Consider the following 20,659-nt stretch of genomic DNA (forward strand, 5'->3'; position numbering starts at 1 on the left):
CATGAAATTAAAACTAACCCTGATAGCCGCATTTTTTGTTCAGGTTGCTTTTGCTCAGAAAAATTGTAATGAACTTTACTCTCAAAAATTCACAAAACAACAACTGGAGCAGGATGTAGATTTTATTAAAGACAAAATAGTCAATGCACATGTAAACCCTTATACTGAGATTTCAAAATCCGAATTTGAAAAAAAATATACAGATATCCGTAAGTCTCTGAAAGATGGCATGACTCAAAAGGATTTTTACTACCTCGCAAAGCCCTTGATTGTTACATTAAACGATGAACATAGCTCAATGTCTGATTTCTGTGTCACAGATAGCATTAAAAGAAGCATGAAAGTATTGCCGTTGAAGTTTAAATATGAAAATGGAAAAATGCTTCTTACAGAAAACTATTCGGACAATAAACTGAACATTGGTGATGAATTGCTTTCATTGAATGATATACCTATCAATGAAGTATTGGAAAATTGCGCACAAACCATTCCGGGAGCAAAAGAAGAACGAATTCCAATAGCTGTTGATCGGTTTTGGATAACGATTAATAAATTCTGCTATTTTATCACAGATGACTACAATCTGAAATTTAAAAGTGGGTTGCATACATTAGTTAAAAGCATCTCTTTGGAACAGCTGAAAGCGAATGCGTCAAAAATGCAACCAAAGAAAGGAGAAGATTTTAAACCTATTGATTATAAAAAAATAAAGAATTATGCTTATTTAACAGTCAATACCTTTGACGATAGGAATACATTCACCATAGAAGAATGGAAAACAAAATTTGATAGTATTTTCACCCAGATTAAAAAAGACAATGCTAAAAAGCTGGTCATTGATGTCCACAACAATTACGGAGGAAATTCTGCAGTGGGAAATTTACTTATTAATTACTTTTCAGACAAACCTTACCAAACCTACCAGGGAAGATGGAAAAAAAGTAAAGAATATGCTGATTATTTAAAATCGAATAATAAAGAATCTTCTGAGTATAATAAGATAAAGGATGGTGATTATTATCCAATACGCTCACGTTCAGTAATAGCAGATAAAAATCCGTTGCGGTTCAATGGAAAGACTTATGTCATTGTTGGGAAAAATACTTTCTCCAGTGCTATGATGTTCAGTGTAATGGTTTTGGATAATAAACTGGCAGAAGTAGCAGGAGAAATGCCTGAAAAAGGACATCCCAATCATTTTGGGGAACTGATAAATTTCCAGACTCCCAATACAAAACTGGATTTTCTTTTTGGAGTAAAAGAATGGATAAGGCCGGCAGGAAATATATTGCCTAATAAGCTTATCCCAGCAAAGACTATCGATTTAAATAACAAAACAAGAGAACAGATTGTTGAAGAGCTTTAAAATTATTTAATTCATAAAAACAAAACAGCAGGAATAGTCCTGCTGTTTTTTATTGTCAATGGATCGAATTTTTATCTTTCAATCATAATATTTTTAACCAGAGTCTCTTCACCCATTTTCAATACTCCAACATAGACTCCGTTCTGAAGACCGGAAACATTAATCTTTCTTTCGTTATTGACTTTCAGCAATGATCTTCCTAAAGAATTGCTGATTTCAAAACTGAAGTTGGTTTCCTTAGAATCCGGTAATTCAATATTCAGGATATTATTGGCGGGATTAGGATAGATTTTTACCGCTTCCAGTGAATTTTTAGAGGCAGGTTTGCTCATAGTAGTAGAAGCTGTAGCAAAATGCTGCAATGCTCCCACAGTAGCTTTCCCGATCTTGTATACATAAACAGGATCCATATTAGTGAAAGTATCCTTAGAGCTGTGAGGGTAAGTGCTTCTTATCCTTTCAAAAAAACCGGTAATCACTTCGCCCTTCTGCTCAAAAGGAATATAATCTGTATCAGCAGCCGGATCTACAGCAGTCAGAAGAGGAGAGTAGAGTGCTGTACAATTTCTCAGCTGTTGAGTGACAGCTGCAGAAGCGGCATTGTTACTGGAAACACCTCCCTGATCTTCATCACAATATACCGTTGTATTGTTGTTTCCTTTCACGCCGCCTACCTGATCCAGATTGAAGACCAGTTTGATATCCAATTTGCGGACACCTCCCTGATATACAACATTGTTCACATAGTGGCTGCTTCCTTTTAACCCCTGTTCTTCACCGGAAAAATGGATGAACTTTATAGAATATTCAGTAGGAACATTTTTCAGAATTCTTGCTGCTTCAAGAATAATAGACGTTCCGCTGCCGTTATCATTCACTCCAGGGCCATAAATGGTGTCGAAATGCCCGCAGATAATGACATACTTGTTAGGATACAGCGTTCCGGTTTTGGTAATGATTAAATTTTTAGAGCTGGTACTTCCAAAGGTAAAAGGACTTTCTTCTATCTGGCTCGCAGTATAGCCGTAAGAAAGATACTTGTTTTTGATCCAGTTTAATGTGTTGGTATTAGCTACCGAACCTGTAGTTTTTACACCTAAATTGCTGAATTCCTGAAGGTTGTTGGTGATGTTGGTTTGGGTTACCAAATCTGCTCTGTCTTTGTAAGCCTGAATAAAAGTTTGAGCCGCAATACTCTGCATCATCAATACAGAGCATAAAAGTGTTGTGAATTTTTTCATATAAATAATATTATTTTGGTAACACGAATGTAGTAAATAAATCACAATGAAGTGTTTAATATTACAAAATAAAAGAATATTTATTATGAATATCACATTAATTATTATGGATGCGTTGTAAATGCTGTAATATGGGTCTAATGTGAAAAAATAAAAACCTTTGAACTGTTTCAAAGGTTTTTATTGAATATTATAGTTTCTTACATTGAATTATCTTTCAATCATCACTTTTCTGACAACCTTTTGGTCTCCGATTTTTAAAATTCCGATATAAGCTCCGTTTTCAAGTGAAGAAGCGTTGATTTTTGTTTCATTATTTCTCTTGAAAATAGAACGTCCCTGGAAGTCAGTGATTTCAAAAGTGAAGTTTTTAATTCCGGAGTCCGGAAGTTCAATATTGATGACATCTTTGGCAGGATTTGGATAGATTTTTACACTCTCCAAAGTATTTTTTACAGCGGTTTCATGCGTTCCCAATGTTCCGGTAGCAACTGCAAAATGCTGTAATGCTCCCACAGACGCTTTTCCTATCTTGTAAATGTATACAGGATCTGTATTGGCAAAAGTATCATTCACCGTATGCGGATAAGTACTTCTTATTCTTTCAAAGAAGCCTGTGATCACTTCGCCTTTCTGTTCAAAAGGGATATAATCCGTATCAGCAGCAGGATCTACAGCGGTTAAAAGAGGAGAGTAGAGCGCTGTACAGTTTCTCAGTTCCTGAGTTACAGCAGCCGAAGCGGCATTATTGGAAGTAAGTCCACCCTGATCTTCATCGCAGTAAACCGTATTGTTGTTGTTGCCCATCACACCACCTACCTGATCCAGATTAAAAACAAGTTTAATATCCAGAACACGGGTGCCATTCTGATACGCTACATTGTTTACATAATGTTTACTTCCCAGAAGTCCTTGCTCTTCCCCGGAAAAATGAATGAATTTTATAGAATATTCAGTAGGAACATCTTTCAGAATCCTTGCGGCTTCAAGAATAATAGAAGTTCCGCTTCCGTTATCATTGATTCCTAAGCCGGTAATACTGTCGAAATGTCCACAGATGATTACATATTTATTAGGATATACGGTTCCTGTTTTGGTAATGACCAGATTTTTAGAATTATAACTTCCTGCAGTGAAAGGATCTTCTGCTATCTGGCTGGCTGTATATCCGTAAGAAAGGTACTTGTTTTTGAGCCATGTCAATGCATTGGCATTAGCTGGTGAACCTGTGGTTTTTACGCCTAAATTAGCAAATTCCTGAAGGTAAGTTGTAATATTGGTTTGATTTACCATATCCGCCCTGTCCTGATAAGCCTGAATGAAACTTTGAGCTCCAATACTTTGAATAGCAATAGAAGCCAATAAAAAAGTAGCGATTTTCTTCATTGTATGAGAGTAATGCTGAATATTCCTGAATGTAAAGCAGATTCAGAATATTCCACCTGACATTATTTATTAATGATTATTTTTTTTGTGGTATTTCCTTTATCGGTTTTAATAGTAAAAGTATAGACTCCGTTTGTTAATCCCGAAGTGTTTATTTTTTCCTGGTTTTCAAGCGATAATACAGTATTTCCTGACATGTCGTTGACTTCAACTTTGAATTGCTTTACTTTTTCCTGAAATTCCACAGTCACAAGATCTTTAGCCGGATTAGGATAAATCCTGATAGCTTCTGTTGCATGCTGTGCTGTATCTTTAGTGCTTAAAAGATTGCTGGTTGTAGAGGCAACTGCAAAGTGCTGTAAGGCTCCTACAGCTGCTTTTCCTACGTTGAAAACATAGACAGGATCCAGGTTGGCAAAAGTATCGCTTACCGTATGTTCATTTTCACTTCTCAGATACTCATAGAATCCGGTAATGGTATATCCTTTCGCTTCAAAAGGCATATAATCGGAGCTGTAAGCATACGAAAGATTCGTCTGAAGAGGAGAGTAAAGGGTAGTACAGGTCATCAGTTCCTGTGTTACAGCATTAGACGCCGTATTATTGGAAGATACACCTCCGGTATCTCTTTCGCAGGTAATCGTATTGTTGTTATTTCCAATAAGTCCACCTACCTGGTCAATATTTAAAACCAATTTTATATCTAGAACCTGGCTGCCATTCTGATAAGCTACATTATTTACATAATGGTTACTTCCCACAAGCCCCTGTTCCTCCCCGGAAAAATGAATAAACTTGATAGAGTATTCTGTGGGAACATTTTTCAATATTCTCGCTGCTTCCAGAATAATGGAAGTTCCACTCCCGTTGTCACTTACTCCAGGACCTACAATTGTGTCATAATGTCCGCAGATAATGATGTATTGGTTAGGGTATACTGTTCCTGTTTTGGTAATAATTAAATTTTTTGAAGTGTTGCTTCCGTAGGTAAAAGAATCTTCAGACATATTAGCTGCTGTATATCCGTAAGACAGATATTTGTTTTTAAGCCAGTCCAGAGCATTATTATTAGCTGTTGTACCTGTTTTTTTAACTCCAAACCCTGCAAATTCCTGAAGGTTTGTAGTAATGTTGGTTTGGGTAACCATGTCTGCTCTGTCCTTATAAGCTTGAATAAAACTTTGTGCACTCATATTTTGCAGTGCAATGGAAGTGAGCAAAAAAGCTGCAACTTTTTTCATTTTTAATACTTTCTTTAGAGATTGCTAATATAGCAATAAATCATCATTTATTGTTAATTTTTAAGTGGAATAGTGTCTGTTTGCTTGATTTATTAATAATAATATATCTTTTTATTAAATTTATTACTATGTTAGTTTAAAATTCATTAAATGAATAATATTTAGGTAAATTTTTCTTTATTATTAAGTGTATTCAATGATAAATTCATGTTTTATTAATTCTATCCAATAAGGTTTGCTGTTGATATGGCAATTGTAATAGAATTTAAAAGAGCATCGGCTGGATTTTTAACGGTAAGAAAGATGAAAAGTATATAACAAAAAAATCCCGGGAAAACCCGGGACTTATATTGATAACAAAATCTATTCTACATTATTTTACTTGATCTACAACAGCTTTGAAAGCTTCAGGGTGATTCATTGCTAAATCTGCTAAAACTTTTCTGTTAAGTTCGATGTTGTTCTTTTTAAGAGCTCCCATAAATTGAGAGTAAGACATTCCGTGCTCTCTAGTTCCCGCGTTGATACGAGTGATCCAAAGTGCTCTGAAATTTCTCTTTTTCTCTTTTCTACCACGGTAAGCATATTGCATTGCTTTTTCTACCGCGTTTTTAGCTACAGTCCAAACGTTCTTTCTTCTTCCGAAGAAACCTTTAGCTTGCTTAAAAATTTTCTTTCTGCGAGCTCTTGAAGCTACGGCATTTACTGATCTTGGCATAATTTAAATTGTTTTTTTGAAAAGGGCGGCAGTGTTATTGCTCTTATTTGCACCGTTTCAGGGTTAAAATTGTGAATTTGTTTGAATTCTTATAAACCGAATATAGATTTATAAAAACTACTTAATTGCTAATTGACGTTGAACGCTTTTCTCATCCACTTTAGCTACGTAAGAAGTAGACGTAAGATTTCTCTTCTGCTTAGTTTCTTTCTTAGTTAAGATGTGGCTTTTGTAAGCGTTTTTTCTTTTGATCTTACCTGTTCCAGTAAGAGCAAAACGTTTCTTAGCACCTGATTTCGTTTTTAATTTTGGCATTGTTTTGCTTTTTTATTGTTTTTGTTATCAATATCTGTTTTGGCTACTCCTAAAGACATTAGGAATAATAGTGCGCAAAGATACAAAAAAAATCAATTCGGATGTTTATAATGTTTGATTTTATCGCATCAATAAAAAACCGTTTCAAAGAAACGGTTCAATAATAAGTTGAATTCTTTTACTCGAAATCTATCTCGAAGACATCATTAATATTTAGATTATTCCCTCCCAGAACAAACTTCATTCTATATCCCGTAGGAATGGCAGCTCCAGTTTTTGAAAAGAGTTGAAGCTTCATATGAGGATCATTTACATGGAAATTAACCGTTTTATTAGTGTTCCAAAGAGGAATTCCATTGTTATAAATGACCATATTTCCATCATTTTGGGCAACTAGCATTGAATAGGCGCTCAAATTGTTTCTATAAGTGTTTGATTTCCATAATGGATAAGTGTAGCCAGCAAAAGTTCTATACAGGACAAGATTATGATCATACTGCATAATAAGCTGGAACTTTTGACCATTATGTTCTAAAGTAATAGCTTGTCCTGCGTTTAATATAGAAGGGTGATATACTTCCTTTATTAAAGTAACAGTTGAACGACTTGCAATACCGGAAGTTTTACTTCCATTGGTTGTAACTTGCTTTTCAACTGGCATTACATTATCGCGACTCTCATCCTGAGCACAAGAAGCCAAAAGCATTGAAAGACTTAAAAAAGTCATTAATTTTGTTTTCATAGGTTATTTTTTAACAGCGCAAATATAATAATTTATCAATATAATTCACTGATTGAAGATTTTATTTTTAATTTAAAGTCTTTATTAATAGGTGTTGTGAGATTTATTTAAAACACTTTTTAGTGTTTGTAAATAAAAAAACCGCAACTTATTCAATTGCGGTTTTGTAATATAATAGTGTAACTTAATTATGATTGAAAAAATGCTAATAAATCTCTGTTGATCGTTTCAGCTTCTGTTGTCGGCATTCCGTGTGGGAATCCAGGATAAGAAATCAGTTTTCCGTTTTTAAGAAGAGTAGCAGCAACCTTACCTGTTGTTTCAAAAGGTACAATCTGGTCATCTTCACCATGCATTACCAATACAGGAACATCTACACTTTTAAGATCTTCAGTGAAATCTGTCTCAGAGAATGCTTTCACACAGTCATAATGCGCTTTGATAGAACCGTTCATTCCCTGTCTCCACCAGTTTCTCTGGATTCCTTCAGAAACATCTGCTCCTTCTCTGTTGTATCCGTAAAAAGGGAAGGTAATATCGATGAAGAATTGCTGTCTGTGTTTTGCCGTATTGTTTCGGATATCATCAAAAACAGAGATAGGAACTCCGTTCGGATTATTCTCATTCTGAACCATAATAGGTGTCACTGCACTTACCAGAACAGCTTTCGCAACTCTTCCGTTGCCATGTTTTGCTACATATCGGATCACTTCACCACCACCTGTAGAATGTCCTACATGGATCACATCTTTTAAGTCTAAAGCTGCAACAATTTCTGCTACATCGGAAGCATAAGTATCCATATCGTGTCCGTAAGGAGTCTGTTCAGATCTTCCGTGGCCTCTTCTGTCATGAGCAATTACTCTGTAACCCTGTTCTAAAAAGAAGAACATTTGTGCATCCCAGTCATCACTGGATAATGGCCATCCGTGATGAAAGAAAACCGGCTGTCCTTTTCCCCAATCTTTGTAATAAATTTCTGTTCCGTCTTTTAATGTAAGTGTGCTCATTGTTTCTTTTTTTAATAATTAATAAATAGTGTATTTGATTTTTTTATAATCACAAATGTAGATAGAAAATCTTCACAATATCTTGATTTGAGATAATAATTGATTAAAAATTTATAAATGATAATAATATATGAATACTATTAATTAAATAATGAATAGGCTGGTAATCTTTATCTTATGAGAATATACCAGAGTAAAAACTCACAACTGCTGTTCAATAGTCTCTGGAAAATGGTATGTATCCGGTGAAATATAGCTGATAATCGGGATTGTCTTATTCTTTGATTCTTTCTACTATTGAGCATCAAATTCAGCTCTACTTGATGGTCACTATAATTTCTTTCAGGTTTTCTGAATTCATCTTTAACTTATAAACCTATATCATTATGCTTTCATCCGCAGATTTACAGATTGAAAGAGCAATATTTTTTGCTGTACTGTTTCTATTTTTTGGAGCAGGATTTTTGTGCACCCTTATTATTTTTATAATGAATTCTCTACAGAAGAAAAATAAAAGTGGAGGGTATTATTTGCTCCTATTTCTCATTTCCGGAACTATTGGAGTCGCTTTAGTTGCATTTTATTTCTATACAATGTTGCTGTAGTGTGTTTTGCAGGTTAGGTATTTAAGAGGTTTTCTCAGAAGATACAAAGATGTAAAAACCCCTGTTATCAGGGATGTTTTTGTAGTGCTTCTATTTTTATCTTTGACTCAAAATTTACTAAAGATAAAACGGTTAAAATCTTTTATTTATAACTTTTATAGCTTTCTTTTTCATACCCAATTCAATGATCAATTCTTATTTCGAACTAACACACTATTAAAAACATGGGTAAAAACAATAACAAAATAGAATTGAGTGAAGGAGAAGCTGTAAAAGTATAATATGAATCCAGCATCAGCATAGATATATAGTATTTTTCGGGGTAAGAATACAAGCCAACCATCGATTAGCAGGTATTTGCCTATATTTACGTTCTTTACTATAATGCAACTTAATAAAGATAAGGGTTTGATGTACAGGTTATTATTTATATTTACTTTATTGGTTTGTCCGTTTTTCATTCAGGCACAGGATGTTTTGAGCAGATTAGAAAGAGAATACAGCCATACTTCAAACAATACAGTTGAGCGGCTGAATCTTGCTCCTAAATACGCGACTGCGTTATTTTTCCATAACCTTAAGCCTAAATCTTATCAGATTTTAAATACCAACATTTCTACTGCTGCAAAGCAGGCTGACGGAAAATATGCAACTATTTTGTATGCCGTACAGGCAATGAATTATCGTCTTGATAATAAAACTACTGAATCTTTAAAAAGCCTGGACATGGCAAAAGGATACAGTTTAAAAACCAAGAGTAATGAGGCAAAAGGATACTTTCATTATGCAAAAGGCTGGATTCTTACCCGTAATAATAAAACGGCTGAAGCTGTTACTGCGTATTTAAAAGCGATTGAATATTATGAAAACTCACCAACAACCTCTACATTGTATGGGAGATTTGGTAACGTAGCGAAAGAATTGTCAGCTATTTATTCCAATCTTAATGAATACCAGTTGGAAGAGAAGTATAGTAAGCAGTTTTTGTTGCTGGCATCCAAACAAAATGATCCGAATCTTATCTTCGATGCTTATATGCGAATGGGATATGTATATGAACAGAAATACACCCAAAATCCATCCAATACGGAGTTTAGAAATAAGACAGAGCAATATTATCTGCAGGCTATAACAACTTTTAATAGAAATAAGGAGGTTATGCTCAACAGGAGCAGTCTTTCATATGCTGCGATCAATTTAGCCAATTTATATACTGAATTTGATAGAGATAAAGCATTACAGTATGCCAGCTTAGCCAATAATGTGAGTCTGGAAATAGGCGATCCTATTCATATTGCTTCATCATTTGGAATTCTGGCAGAATTAGCCTTACAGGATAAAAATTATGATTTAGCGAAGTCTTATTTTCTAAAAGCTTCCATGGAGATTGGAAAAAGCCCGGTGAGAGATCATAATATAGAATTGTCTATTCTTGAATCTTTATCCAGAATTAGTGAAGAGCAGGGCAATTATAAAGAAGCCCTGACTTATTATAAAAGCTATGTTGATCAATATAAAAGTGTTTATGATCAGGAAAAACTTGATATTACCAAAAGATTAGAATCTCAGTTTGATAAAGAACGACAGGAGCAGAAATACATCAAGCTACAATTAGAAAGTGATAAGAAAGCCCAGGAAATTAAGTTAATCAATATCCTCCGTGCCCAGCGTGAACAGGTTTACAATAATTTAAAACTGGTAGAAGAAAACCAGCGTGAAAGACTGAAATTTTCAGAACTTGAGTCAGAAAAAAAAGAACAGCAGCTCCGTCTGGCAAAGTTGGAAACCCAACAGAAGAATAATGATATTGATAATTACAAAAAGCTATTAGCCTTCAAAGAGAAGATCAATACCTATTATGTCTTTTTTATTATTTTCTTTATTGTTTTGATCCTCTTATTACTTTATGCCTATAAACAACGTGCTAAATCCATTAAGCGAAGAGACGAACTGCATGCTTTAGCTATGGAACAGGAGAAACAGAACTCCAAAATTTCTACCCTTACAGCATTGCTTGAAGGGCAGGAGCAGGAGCGTGGCCGTCTGGCCCGTGATCTCCATGACGGATTGGGAGGTTTGCTTTCAGGAACGAAGCATCAACTTTCTTATTTAAATCCTCATCATTCGGAAAATATTGAAGAAGGAATTTCAAAATCAATTGAACAGATTGATGGGGCGGTAGAAGAGCTAAGAAGGGTAGCGCATAATTTAATGCCCGATTTATTAACAAAATACGGCCTGGAAGTAGCTATTCAGGAGTTTGCGTCCCGAATTTCCAACAATGCATTGGAAATCCATACAGAGTTTATCAATTACAGCAATTCCTTATCGAAGGAAAAACAATTGATTATTTACAGGATTATTCAGGAATTGGTCAACAATGCGATAAAACATGCTGATACTTCCGAAATTATTGTTCAGATAAGCGAAGAAGAAAACCTATTGAGTCTTACAGTAGAGGATAACGGTAAAGGTTTCGATCATACCAATTTAGACGTTAGAAAAACGGCAGGTTTTCACAATATAGAACTAAGAGTCCAATTTTTAAAAGGAACGATGAATATTACCTCCGAATTGAATATTGGTACCAGTATAGAACTTCAAATCCCTATTCATTAAACATGATAAAAGTAGCCATAACAGATGATCATCCACTTCTATTGGAAGGACTTAAGAATATTTTAGGAAACAGTGATACAATAGATGTTGTTGATTGTTTCAAAAATGTTTCGGAAATGAATGCAGGTCTTGCAAAGCATGCAGTTGATATTCTGTTGCTTGACATCAATCTGGTTGATACCAACAGTATTGAACTCATCAAACCTTTAAAGAAAAAGTACAATAACCTTCAGATTATTATCCTTAGTGTTCATAATGAATTACCTGTAATTAACAGTACTCTGGCTGAAGGGGCTTTAGGATATATTCAAAAAAATGCTTCAGTTTCCGAAATTATCGAAGGAATTAATGCTGTATATGCCGGTAACAGGTTTTTATGCTCTCAAACCAAATCTGTTCTGGAGAAAAAATCAACGGACGGATTAAGCCAGGTTCCGAAACTGACCCGAAGAGAAAAAGAAATTCTGGCGGAAGCGGCAAAAGGACTTACCACCAATCAAATGGCGGAAAAGCTTTTTATAAGCCCGCACACCGTAGAAAGCCACCGAAAGAATCTTATTGAAAAATTTCAGACATCCAACCTGAGTTCAGCTATAAAGTTAGCCATAGAATATGGATTGATTATTGAATAAAATATTCATCTACAAAAAAGGCCTGCTTACATCGTAAAAGCAGACCTTTTTCTTATATAATCAAATAATTGGTGTGTTTGTTTTAATCTTTGAATTTCAACGCAGCCTGAAACAGGTTTTTCTTTCCTGTTAAATCATATTCGTCATTATATTCAGGTTGATACATCAGGATGAAAACTCTGCCGTCAAAATCTTTTAAATTGATAGGCTGGTCTACCATGATATCATAAAACCTTGTTATAGTACGTGTGGCAGTCCATTGTTTTGCATTACCTTTAGGATTTTTATCAAATCTGTGATCTTTTGCATCCGTATAATACCAATAAGAAGGAGCAGAATCCATCAGAAACATTTCTTTGTCCTTATTATAAAGTTCCTCCGCCATACCTGTATTCTGAAACCATGGGACTTCAGCATTTAAAACACCCAAAGCCGCACCATAGATCTCTTTATTTGTCGTAGCACCCACTAAAAAACCTTCAAGATTAGTAGAGGTAATTTCAAAAAGGAAAGGCGATTTTTTCAGCTCATAAACATCATTTACCGACTGTATTACTTTTCCGTCCTGTTTAATAACTACTTTCAACGATTGTGCAAAAGTCATAAAACTTAATAAACAAAAAAGGACAGTCAAACTTAATTTTTTCATTGTATCTCTTTAAATTATTGCAGCAAAGATATTAGACTTTATTTCCCTGTACACTCGCTGATTTCAGGGGTTTTTATTATTGAAATTGTTGAAATTTTTATCTAATAAAACCATTAAGAAGAGTTTAAGAAATAAAGTATAGTTAAGATAAATCATTCTTATCTTTAAGCTTAAAGCGGAGCTTGTCTTAATACTCTCAACATCTTAATACGATCTGAATGTTTCAAAATATAAAAGTTTACACAAGTTCATTCCTTTAAGTGTAAATTATATTTCCATTGATATCCTAATTCTCTCAGTTTCCTTACTAAAACAGATCAGCCTTCAGCTGGATTTTTATATAGGCTGTTTTCTGCTTTTTACCATTGCCCGCAGCTGAATTAAGCGGATATACTTCTGCATAAAAGGTGTCGTTATCGGTCCAGAATGCCTTCTTATCATCAGCTATTTTGAACTTGGTGAAATTCACGTATAAAAGATTATCCTGTTTCTTGGTTTGTGGTAAGTATTGAGTGATGATAAAATCGCTTCCTACATCATTGTTAGATGAAATGCAGGTAACCCAGCTCTTGGAAGGAAGAATTTGTGGATAACCATTTGTGCTGAGTTCAAACAATACTGCATTTTTTATATTGAAAAAAGAGTAGTAAGAATCTACAACTTTATCAGAGTTTTCTCTGAAAACCTCCATGTTTAAGTAAGGTGATCTTCCTACATATTCATTAGCCAGAGGTCCGGTTTCTGTGGATATATTTTCATGTTGGGTAATCACTTCTTCTCTGCCATTTTCTTTGTATACCCAGTTGCCTTCCTGTAGTTGTATATTCGGATTTTTTACCAACTGTTCACCGATTTGTTTTTTTGAGTTTGAATTAAATTCCTGCTCTGAAATCTCAGCAATAGTTCCAAACTTTTTAAAAGACTTGTTTTTAAAATCAGATGATTTTTTAAATGTACTGCTTCGGATCTCATAAAGATCCACATCTTTTAAAGTCAGTTCAAAAGAAGGCGTGAATTCTGATTTCAAAACAAAAGCTTCAATGCTGTTCGAAATGTTATTATTAATGCTGTAGTGAATAGAATAAAAATCCTCAAACTCTTCGAATCCATAATAATTATCGAACTTATTGTAAGGCATTTTCAAATGGGCTGCATCCTTACTCGGTGTTACAAAAAATTGTATAGAATCCAGTTGGGTAAATAATTGAAACGGTACCTCCTGAACATTATCCACCCCTTTTATTTTTTTGAAATCAGTAAGGGTTATTATTTTCTGCTTAACTTCAGTCTCTGTTTTATCCGTTTCTGAATTTTTGTTCTGCTGGTTGCATCCCACAAAAACAACCATAGATGATATAAAAATTTGATTGAGTATTTTCATTTTCTATATTTTTGGCAAATGTATCAGTATTCAGATCAGAAGCCAACAAAACCACCTGATATAGGGAATAAATGGCTGAAAACAGGGATATATTGAACGATGGATTTTGGAGAATTTTACAAAACGATAAAACCAATATTGTAATTTACTTTATAAAAATGAAAAACTTAATAATCAGCCTTTCAGTTGTGATCGCTTTATTAGCATCCTGTTCACCCGCTACAGATAAAAAAGTAGAAACAAATACTTCTCCGGATACTAAAAAAGACGTTGCAGCATCTAAACCGAAACCAGTGAAAAATGATCTAGAACCAATAGAAATACCAGCTGATTTTTCAACATTGGTTCCTATTGATCTCTTGAACAGCAAGAGTACAGACGTGTATGGGAAATATGGGATAGAATTTTCGGGTAACTGCTATTCATGCGATTTGACAAGTCTTTCCATAACAAAGAAGCAGATCAGATGGACCAATGTCTGTGATGAAAAAGACACTTTTGAAATTAGTGATTTTTCATTCTCTGATGAAGGAGGTAAAACTATTTTTAAAACACCGGAGAGAACCTATATTTTAACTCAAATAGATAAAGCGCCCGTTTACGAACTCGTGATAGAAGGCAAAAAACTGGAGTTAAAGAACAAAAGAATATCGAAATATTTTACCACCCAAAAAGCTTTACCGCTTTTCACAGAACATGACTGTGGGGATTTTGAAGGATAAACAATAGAGTAGTCCGAGGCAATCTCTTTTGAAAATATAAGCATAAAAAAACCTCAAATTACTTTGAGGTTTCTTTATATAAAATAATGACTTAATTATTTTGCTGGTTTTTTAGGACTCATCATCATAATCATTCTTTTTCCTTCAAGTTTAGGAAGCTGGTCTACTTTACCCACGTGCTCTAGTTCCTGAGCAAGTTTTAAAAGCAAAATTTCTCCCTGGTCCTTAAAGATAATCGAACGTCCTTTAAAAAATACGTAGGTTTTTAATTTAGAACCTTCTTCAAGGAATTTTTCAGCATGCTTCTTTTTGAATTCGTAATCGTGATCATCAGTCTGAGGTCCGAAACGGATCTCTTTTACTACCACTTTTACCTGCTTAGCTTTAAGTTCCTTCTGTTTTTTCTTTTGCTCGTATAAGAATTTCTTGTATTCCAATACTCTTGCAATAAATGGTTCTGCCTTGTCAGAAATTACTACTAAATCCAATTCCTGTTCCGCCGCAATTTGTCTTGCTTTGTCAATTGGGTAAATTCCTGGCTCTACGTTATCGCCCACTAAACGAAGCTCTCTCACACGAATTTTATCGTTGATCAAGTGTAAGTCCTCTTGTACCGGACGTCTCTGTGGGCCCCTGTTGTTAAATCTTTGTGCTATTGTATTATAATTTTATTGGTTAATTACTTAATTTAATTGATTTAAATATTTAAAATTGAAAGATTCCAATTAATTATTTGAATCCTTCAATCTTTTAATTTAAAATTTATATGGCTGCTTCTTTTTTGAAGTAAGCAACGAAATCCTCCATCTTCATCACTCCAAGATCTCCTTCTCCACGTCTTCTTACAGAAATCGTGCCTTCTTTTTCTTCATTTTCTCCTACGACAAGCATGAAAGGAATTTTATTTAATTCTGCATCACGGATCTTTTTACCGGTCTTCTCGTTTCTGTCATCAATCTGACCGCTAATATCGTGATTTTCCAAAAATTGTGAAACTTTTTTTGAATAATCTACATATTTTTCACTGATCGGTAGAATAATAAACTGATCCGGGCTTAACCATAATGGGAAATCACCAGCTGTGTTTTCCAGCAAAATAGCGATGAAACGCTCCATAGAACCGAATGGTGCTCTGTGGATCATTACCGGTCTGTGCTTCTCATTATCATTTCCGATATAATGAAGATCAAATCTTTCCGGAAGGTTATAATCTACCTGGATAGTTCCAAGCTGCCATTTTCTTCCTAAAGCATCTTTCACCATGAAGTCAAGCTTAGGACCGTAGAATGCCGCTTCTCCGTATTCTACAACTGTTTTTAAACCTTTCTTTTGAGCTGCATTGATGATCGCACTTTCAGCTTTCTCCCAGTTTTCATCAGAACCGATATATTTTTGTTTGTTTTCAGGATCTCTTAATGAAACCTGAGTGACAAAATCTTCAAAACCTAAAGATTTGAACACATAAAGTGTTAAATCAATTACTTTTTCAAATTCTTCAGAAAGCTGATCTGGAGTACAGAAAAGGTGAGCATCATCCTGAGTAAATCCACGAACTCTCGTTAAACCGTGAAGTTCTCCACTTTGCTCATATCTGTATACCGTACCGAATTCTGCATATCTTTTTGGTAAATCTCTGTAGCTCCATTGTGAAGTCTTGTAGATTTCACAGTGGTGAGGACAGTTCATTGGCTTCAGCAAGAATTCTTCTCCTTCGTTCGGAGTTTTAATCGGCTGGAAGCTATCTTCTCCATATTTATCCCAGTGTCCTGAAGTTACATACAATTCTTTTGCCCCGATATGTGGAGACATTACGAATTCATAACCTCCTTTTTTCTGAGCATCAGAAAGGAAATTCTCCAGTTTTCTTCTTAAAGCAGTACCTTTTGGCAACCAAAGTGGTAAACCTGCACCTACTTTTTCAGAGAAAGCGAAAATTCCAAGTTCTTTACCTAATTTTCTGTGGTCTCTTCTTTTAGCTTCTTCCAATCTTTCAAGATATTCAGTAAGATCTTTCTGTTTAGGGAAAGAAATACCATATACTCTTGTTAATTGAGGGTTCTTTTCATTACCTCTCCAATAAGCTCCTGCTGCATTTAATATTTTAACCGCTTTTACGATTCCTGTATTCGGGATGTGACCACCACGACATAAATCTGTGAAGTTATCATGCGTTACAAAAGTGATTTCTCCATCATTAAGATTAGAAATCAATTCAACTTTATACGGATTGTCTGCATACGTTTTTAAAGCATCTTCTTTAGAAACCGGATATAGAGAGAAGGTAGAACCTTTCTTCGCATTTTCCAGGATCTTTTTCTCAATCTTTTCAAAATCTTTTTCAGATAAGCTTTCATCCCCGAAATCTACGTCATAGTAGAATCCGCTTTCGATAGCAGGACCGATGGTCAACTTAGCATCAGGATAAAACTCAAGGATAGCCTGCGCCAAAAGGTGGGCAGAAGAGTGCCAGAAAGCCTTCTTTCCAAGATCATCATTCCAGGTCAAAAGCTGTACCGTAGAATCCGTGGTTATAGGTGTGGTCGTTTCTACTTGTTTGTCATTAACAATTGCGGAAATGGTGTTTCTAGCCAATCCCTCGCTTATAGATTTTGCCACATCTAGAGGAGTCACTGCTCCTTCGAATTCTTTGACACTATTGTCTGGAAGTGTAATTTTTATCATTGTTTACTAAGAAATTTTAAGATGCAAAAATACGGAATTTTTAGATAAAATACTATATTAGCACATATTTAGAATGAGAATTAATATTAAAAATGTAAAAGATGCAGATGGTTTTAGTCTCACTGAATTCCATATTTCGTTTTTCATAGAAAAATACCTTTGATTTTTTATTCATAATAACACCAATATTAAGACTCTCGTTCTTTAGGTAAGTTTTTAATAACAAACAAATTACAAATTAATATGAATGCTATAAATGTCGATCTGCACTGCGATTTATTATATTATCTGCTAGGATCCGATGCCGATATTGATGATAAAGAAATTGGATGTTCACTACCTTATTTACAGGAAGGAAATGTAAAACTTCAGGTGATGGCTATATACGCAGGAACAGGAGCGAATAGTACAGTTCATGGTCTAGAACAAAGTAAATTATTTTCAAAATTGATTCAAAATGATAACTTTTTCCTTTTTAATAATGGCAATTACAATGATTTGGAGCATAAAAATCGGGTAGGAGTTATTGCTTCTATAGAGAATGCCTCTGCTTTCTGTGATGAAGACCAAAGTCTGGAATCCGGGTTCAAAAATCTGGAAACCATTATTGAAAATACACAGAAAGTTTTTTATATCGGAATTACCCATCATCTGGAAAATCGTTTTGGAGGAGGGAATAATGCCACAGCCGGCTTAAAGGACGATGGAAAAGTTTTGATCGATTATATTGCTGACCGCAAGATTGCCATCGATTTGGCTCATACAAGTGACCAGCTAGCCTATGATATTTTTACCTATATCGATCAGAGAAATTACTCAATTCCTATTCTTGCGAGCCATTCCAACTACCGATCTGTTTATAAGAATAACAGAAACCTTCCGGATGAACTGGCAAAGGAAGTCATCAACAGAAAAGGCTTAATCGGTCTTAATTTTATCAAAGATTATGTGGATATTGAACAGCCGGAAAGACTGTACGAACATATTCAGTATGGTTTGGATCTTGGAGGAGAAGACTGCATGGCTTATGGAGCAGATTATTTCTATTGGAAGGATCATCCGGACAAATCCCGTCATCCTTTTTTCTTCCCGGAGCATTCCAACGCCTCTGGATATCCTGCCATCAATAAAGAAATTGAAGAACGCTTTTCATCAGAGCTGGTTGAAAAGATCACTCATAAAAATGCATTGAATTTTATAGAAAATCTGTACAAATAAAACCACTTTGTCTGATTAAATCAAAGCATAATTAACACGGAGCTATCATTTTAAAACAAATATATCCTATTAACCGTTAGCTCCTATCGGAGCTGGATTTTTAATCCCATCGGGATTTACTGTTAATAGAAAAAAATGAAGCCCTCGTAAAATAAAGCTCCAGAGGAGCGACCTGTTAATACATGCCGTAAATATTAATATTTTCAATGTTATTTATACTTCTTATCGGAAAGTAATGAAATTAAAATATTGCGTTTTACAATTTTAGATAAATTTATTCTCTCGCAGATTGAACAAATGAAGCAGATTTTTTATGTTGATCCGCGAAATCAGCTCAGTCTGCGAGAGATTATTTTTTTAAGAAATTAATTATTTTTGACATTCAATTTTACATTAAATAAAATGTATTAAAATATTTAAATATAGTATTTTGTGTAATTTTAATTAATGTTTTCTTTTATACTTTACTTTCTGCTTGATAATTTCAATTACATCCACATTCTGAACTTTAGATTTAATCCATCCATGAATATCAATATAGAATAATGAACGTCTATAATATTCGTTATTGGAATATTCTTCCAGCTTTTTATCAAAGGTTTCAAAGGCTTTCTGCCTCTGATCCGGCACCTGATTATTCAGGTTCTTAAAAAACTGAATGCTTTCAAAATGGAATTCTTCCGGCTTCTTCATTTTTTTTGCAAACTTCAATGTAGAGGCGATGAATTCATCATAGTCTTCGTCATTTCCAGACTCGTATTTTGCCATTAAGATCAGAATTCGCGTATGAAATAATAAATCTTCCTGTACATTTCCTTTGGATTCTATAACCCTCATAGAATATTCAATGGACTTTTCAAACATTTTACTGCCGAAAAACATGGCAGCCATTTTAAGATAAAGAATCATGAAATGGTGCTCATCAATCCTTTCTCTAAGCTTTTCCATTTTTAATTCCACTTCAGGAATAAGTTTGGTTCCTGTAAAGAATTCCCCTTTTACGAAATGAATATTCATCAGCGTATTGTAATGCGTAAGGAAAATAAGTGACTGAAGGTTTTCATTCTGAACAAAATTCTCCGCATGTACCATTGTATTAAAATTCTGGAAATGTTCCTCCAGAATATCAATATTTCCATACAAAAACAGGATTTTCAACAGATAGGTATTCCCTTTAATATACCATACAGGATGGCTGTAGATCATTTCCGGTTTTTTGTGAAAAAGATCTACCCATTGATAGGCATATTTCAACGTATATTTATAATCCTGTAGAAGTTGGTTTTTCCAGACATGGGCTTTGTAATACCACAATTTCTCGGTGAAATTCAGTTTCTCAGGGTTGATATTTTTAATCTCGGAGTTAAAAACGTCCAGCACTTCCTGTCGGTCTGCATCATTTTTTACGTAGCCATGAGTAAGCATCTCACTGTATAATTTCAGCGAAAGATTGGATAATTTCGTTGTATAACGGTTTTGTTTACTGATCTCCTGAGACTGCTTGATAAGCTCCTCGGCACGGCCTTCAATACTTCGTGTAATGAATTGGGATTCAATTACTTTTTCAAGATCTATGATCTCTGAAGCAATACTTTTTTCATCCAGTTCCAATGCCGTCTGCTTGGTCTTGTCCAATATCTTTAAAGCCTGCTTATAAAGCCCTTTCTGATATAGTATATTGGCAAAATCCAATTGTTCACGAAGCTGGATTCTATAATTCTGATGGCTCGGGTTCATCCGGAGACTTACCAGAATCTGTTTGTAAAGATGGGCCTTAAGATTGGAAAGCTGCTGTTTTGTTGAGATTTTTTTCTCAATAATAATGCTTTCATCATATTCCTTCATCTTGTCCATCTCAGAAAATAACAATAGAAATTTGGCATCTACATTAATTCCGAGACGGTTAACATATAACTTAAACTGTCTTTTTTCAGAGGTGGTCAATGACTTTACCAATACAAACAAAAAATCTTTCTGCAATTCTGCCATTGTAAATTTTAAGGAATTAAATTATTGATTAATAAGTAAATACAATTGTTTTTCGAGCTGTTGAATATTGTAATTTTCAGAAAAAATGAAAATAAAAAAATATCGCAAGCTGTAGTTTTGAGCCAAAATTAAGTAAAAAACTT

General features: G+C 34.4%; 17 protein-coding genes. 5 read left to right on the forward strand and 12 right to left on the reverse strand.

Translation table 11 applies throughout. The features are described from left to right. Position 1 precedes the first annotated feature (1 nt). Positions 2 to 1,366 carry a S41 family peptidase gene (locus ACMA47_RS16170; RefSeq protein ID WP_413930590.1) on the forward strand — a complete coding sequence of 455 codons (1,365 nt, stop codon included), beginning with the start codon at positions 2 to 4 and terminating at the stop codon, positions 1,364 to 1,366. A gap of 71 nt (positions 1,367 to 1,437) precedes the next feature. Here the strand turns inward: ACMA47_RS16170 and ACMA47_RS16175 are convergent, their stop codons facing one another. The 7 genes from ACMA47_RS16175 to ACMA47_RS16205 form a co-directional block, all read right to left on the reverse strand. Further along, on the reverse strand, positions 1,438 to 2,607 hold the full coding sequence (locus tag ACMA47_RS16175) for a M28 family peptidase (protein ID WP_413930591.1): 1,170 nt from the start codon (positions 2,605 to 2,607) through the stop codon (positions 1,438 to 1,440). Between the two features lie 210 nt (positions 2,608 to 2,817). Continuing rightward, positions 2,818 to 3,993, reverse strand: a complete 1,176-nt coding sequence (locus ACMA47_RS16180; protein WP_413930592.1) for a M28 family peptidase — start codon at positions 3,991 to 3,993, stop codon at positions 2,818 to 2,820. A 62-nt stretch (positions 3,994 to 4,055) separates the two neighbouring features. Then, positions 4,056 to 5,234, reverse strand: coding sequence for a M28 family peptidase (locus tag ACMA47_RS16185; protein WP_413930593.1), 1,179 nt, complete (start codon positions 5,232 to 5,234; stop codon positions 4,056 to 4,058). Positions 5,235 to 5,607: 373 nt separating this feature from the next. Next, positions 5,608 to 5,952, reverse strand: coding sequence for a 50S ribosomal protein L20 (gene rplT / locus ACMA47_RS16190; protein ID WP_034694451.1), 345 nt, complete (start codon positions 5,950 to 5,952; stop codon positions 5,608 to 5,610). A gap of 117 nt (positions 5,953 to 6,069) precedes the next feature. Next, the gene (rpmI, locus tag ACMA47_RS16195) at positions 6,070 to 6,267 is read right to left on the reverse strand and encodes a 50S ribosomal protein L35 (protein WP_034694453.1); all 198 of its coding nucleotides are present in this window, start codon (positions 6,265 to 6,267) and stop codon (positions 6,070 to 6,072) included. A gap of 178 nt (positions 6,268 to 6,445) precedes the next feature. Then, entirely contained in the window at positions 6,446 to 7,009 is a 564-nt protein-coding gene (locus ACMA47_RS16200; RefSeq protein ID WP_413930594.1) for a hypothetical protein, read from the reverse strand. Positions 7,010 to 7,197: 188 nt separating this feature from the next. Then, positions 7,198 to 8,019: an alpha/beta fold hydrolase gene (locus ACMA47_RS16205; RefSeq protein ID WP_413930595.1), complete on the reverse strand. Its 822-nt coding sequence runs from the start codon at positions 8,017 to 8,019 to the stop codon at positions 7,198 to 7,200. Between the two features lie 1,016 nt (positions 8,020 to 9,035). On the opposite strand from ACMA47_RS16205, the gene ACMA47_RS16210 reads away from it, so the two are divergent. After that, on the forward strand, positions 9,036 to 11,243 hold the full coding sequence (locus ACMA47_RS16210; RefSeq protein ID WP_413930596.1) for an ATP-binding protein: 2,208 nt from the start codon (positions 9,036 to 9,038) through the stop codon (positions 11,241 to 11,243). 2 nt (positions 11,244 to 11,245) lie between these two features. Next, entirely contained in the window at positions 11,246 to 11,875 is a 630-nt protein-coding gene (locus ACMA47_RS16215; protein WP_413930597.1) for a response regulator, read from the forward strand. A gap of 82 nt (positions 11,876 to 11,957) precedes the next feature. Here ACMA47_RS16215 and ACMA47_RS16220 read toward each other — a convergent pair whose 3' ends face one another. After that, positions 11,958 to 12,524 carry a hypothetical protein gene (locus tag ACMA47_RS16220; protein ID WP_413930598.1) on the reverse strand — a complete coding sequence of 189 codons (567 nt, stop codon included), beginning with the start codon at positions 12,522 to 12,524 and terminating at the stop codon, positions 11,958 to 11,960. Positions 12,525 to 12,831: 307 nt separating this feature from the next. Continuing rightward, the gene (locus ACMA47_RS16225; protein ID WP_413930599.1) at positions 12,832 to 13,905 is read right to left on the reverse strand and encodes a resolvase; all 1,074 of its coding nucleotides are present in this window, start codon (positions 13,903 to 13,905) and stop codon (positions 12,832 to 12,834) included. 158 nt (positions 13,906 to 14,063) lie between these two features. Between ACMA47_RS16225 and ACMA47_RS16230 the strand changes: the two genes are divergently transcribed. Then, on the forward strand, positions 14,064 to 14,627 hold the full coding sequence (locus ACMA47_RS16230; protein ID WP_413930600.1) for a hypothetical protein: 564 nt from the start codon (positions 14,064 to 14,066) through the stop codon (positions 14,625 to 14,627). A gap of 95 nt (positions 14,628 to 14,722) precedes the next feature. On the opposite strand, the gene infC is transcribed toward ACMA47_RS16230, so the two are convergent. Next, complete coding sequence (gene infC, locus ACMA47_RS16235) at positions 14,723 to 15,223, reverse strand: translation initiation factor IF-3 (protein ID WP_027372223.1); 501 nt, start codon at positions 15,221 to 15,223, stop codon at positions 14,723 to 14,725. A gap of 166 nt (positions 15,224 to 15,389) precedes the next feature. Then, on the reverse strand, positions 15,390 to 17,309 hold the full coding sequence (gene thrS, locus ACMA47_RS16240) for a threonine--tRNA ligase (protein WP_047430716.1): 1,920 nt from the start codon (positions 17,307 to 17,309) through the stop codon (positions 15,390 to 15,392). Between the two features lie 243 nt (positions 17,310 to 17,552). Between thrS and ACMA47_RS16245 the strand changes: the two genes are divergently transcribed. Beyond that, positions 17,553 to 18,527 (forward strand): dipeptidase, encoded by a 975-nt coding sequence (locus ACMA47_RS16245; protein WP_413930601.1) that lies wholly within the window; start codon positions 17,553 to 17,555, stop codon positions 18,525 to 18,527. Between the two features lie 444 nt (positions 18,528 to 18,971). Here ACMA47_RS16245 and ACMA47_RS16250 read toward each other — a convergent pair whose 3' ends face one another. Further along, a complete protein-coding gene (locus tag ACMA47_RS16250; RefSeq protein WP_413930602.1) occupies positions 18,972 to 20,516 on the reverse strand; it encodes a hypothetical protein in 1,545 nt (514 codons plus the stop codon). Between the last annotated feature and the right edge of the window lie 143 nt (positions 20,517 to 20,659).

Source organism: Chryseobacterium sp. T20 (assembly GCF_047345655.1).
GTDB lineage: Bacteria > Bacteroidota > Bacteroidia > Flavobacteriales > Weeksellaceae > Chryseobacterium.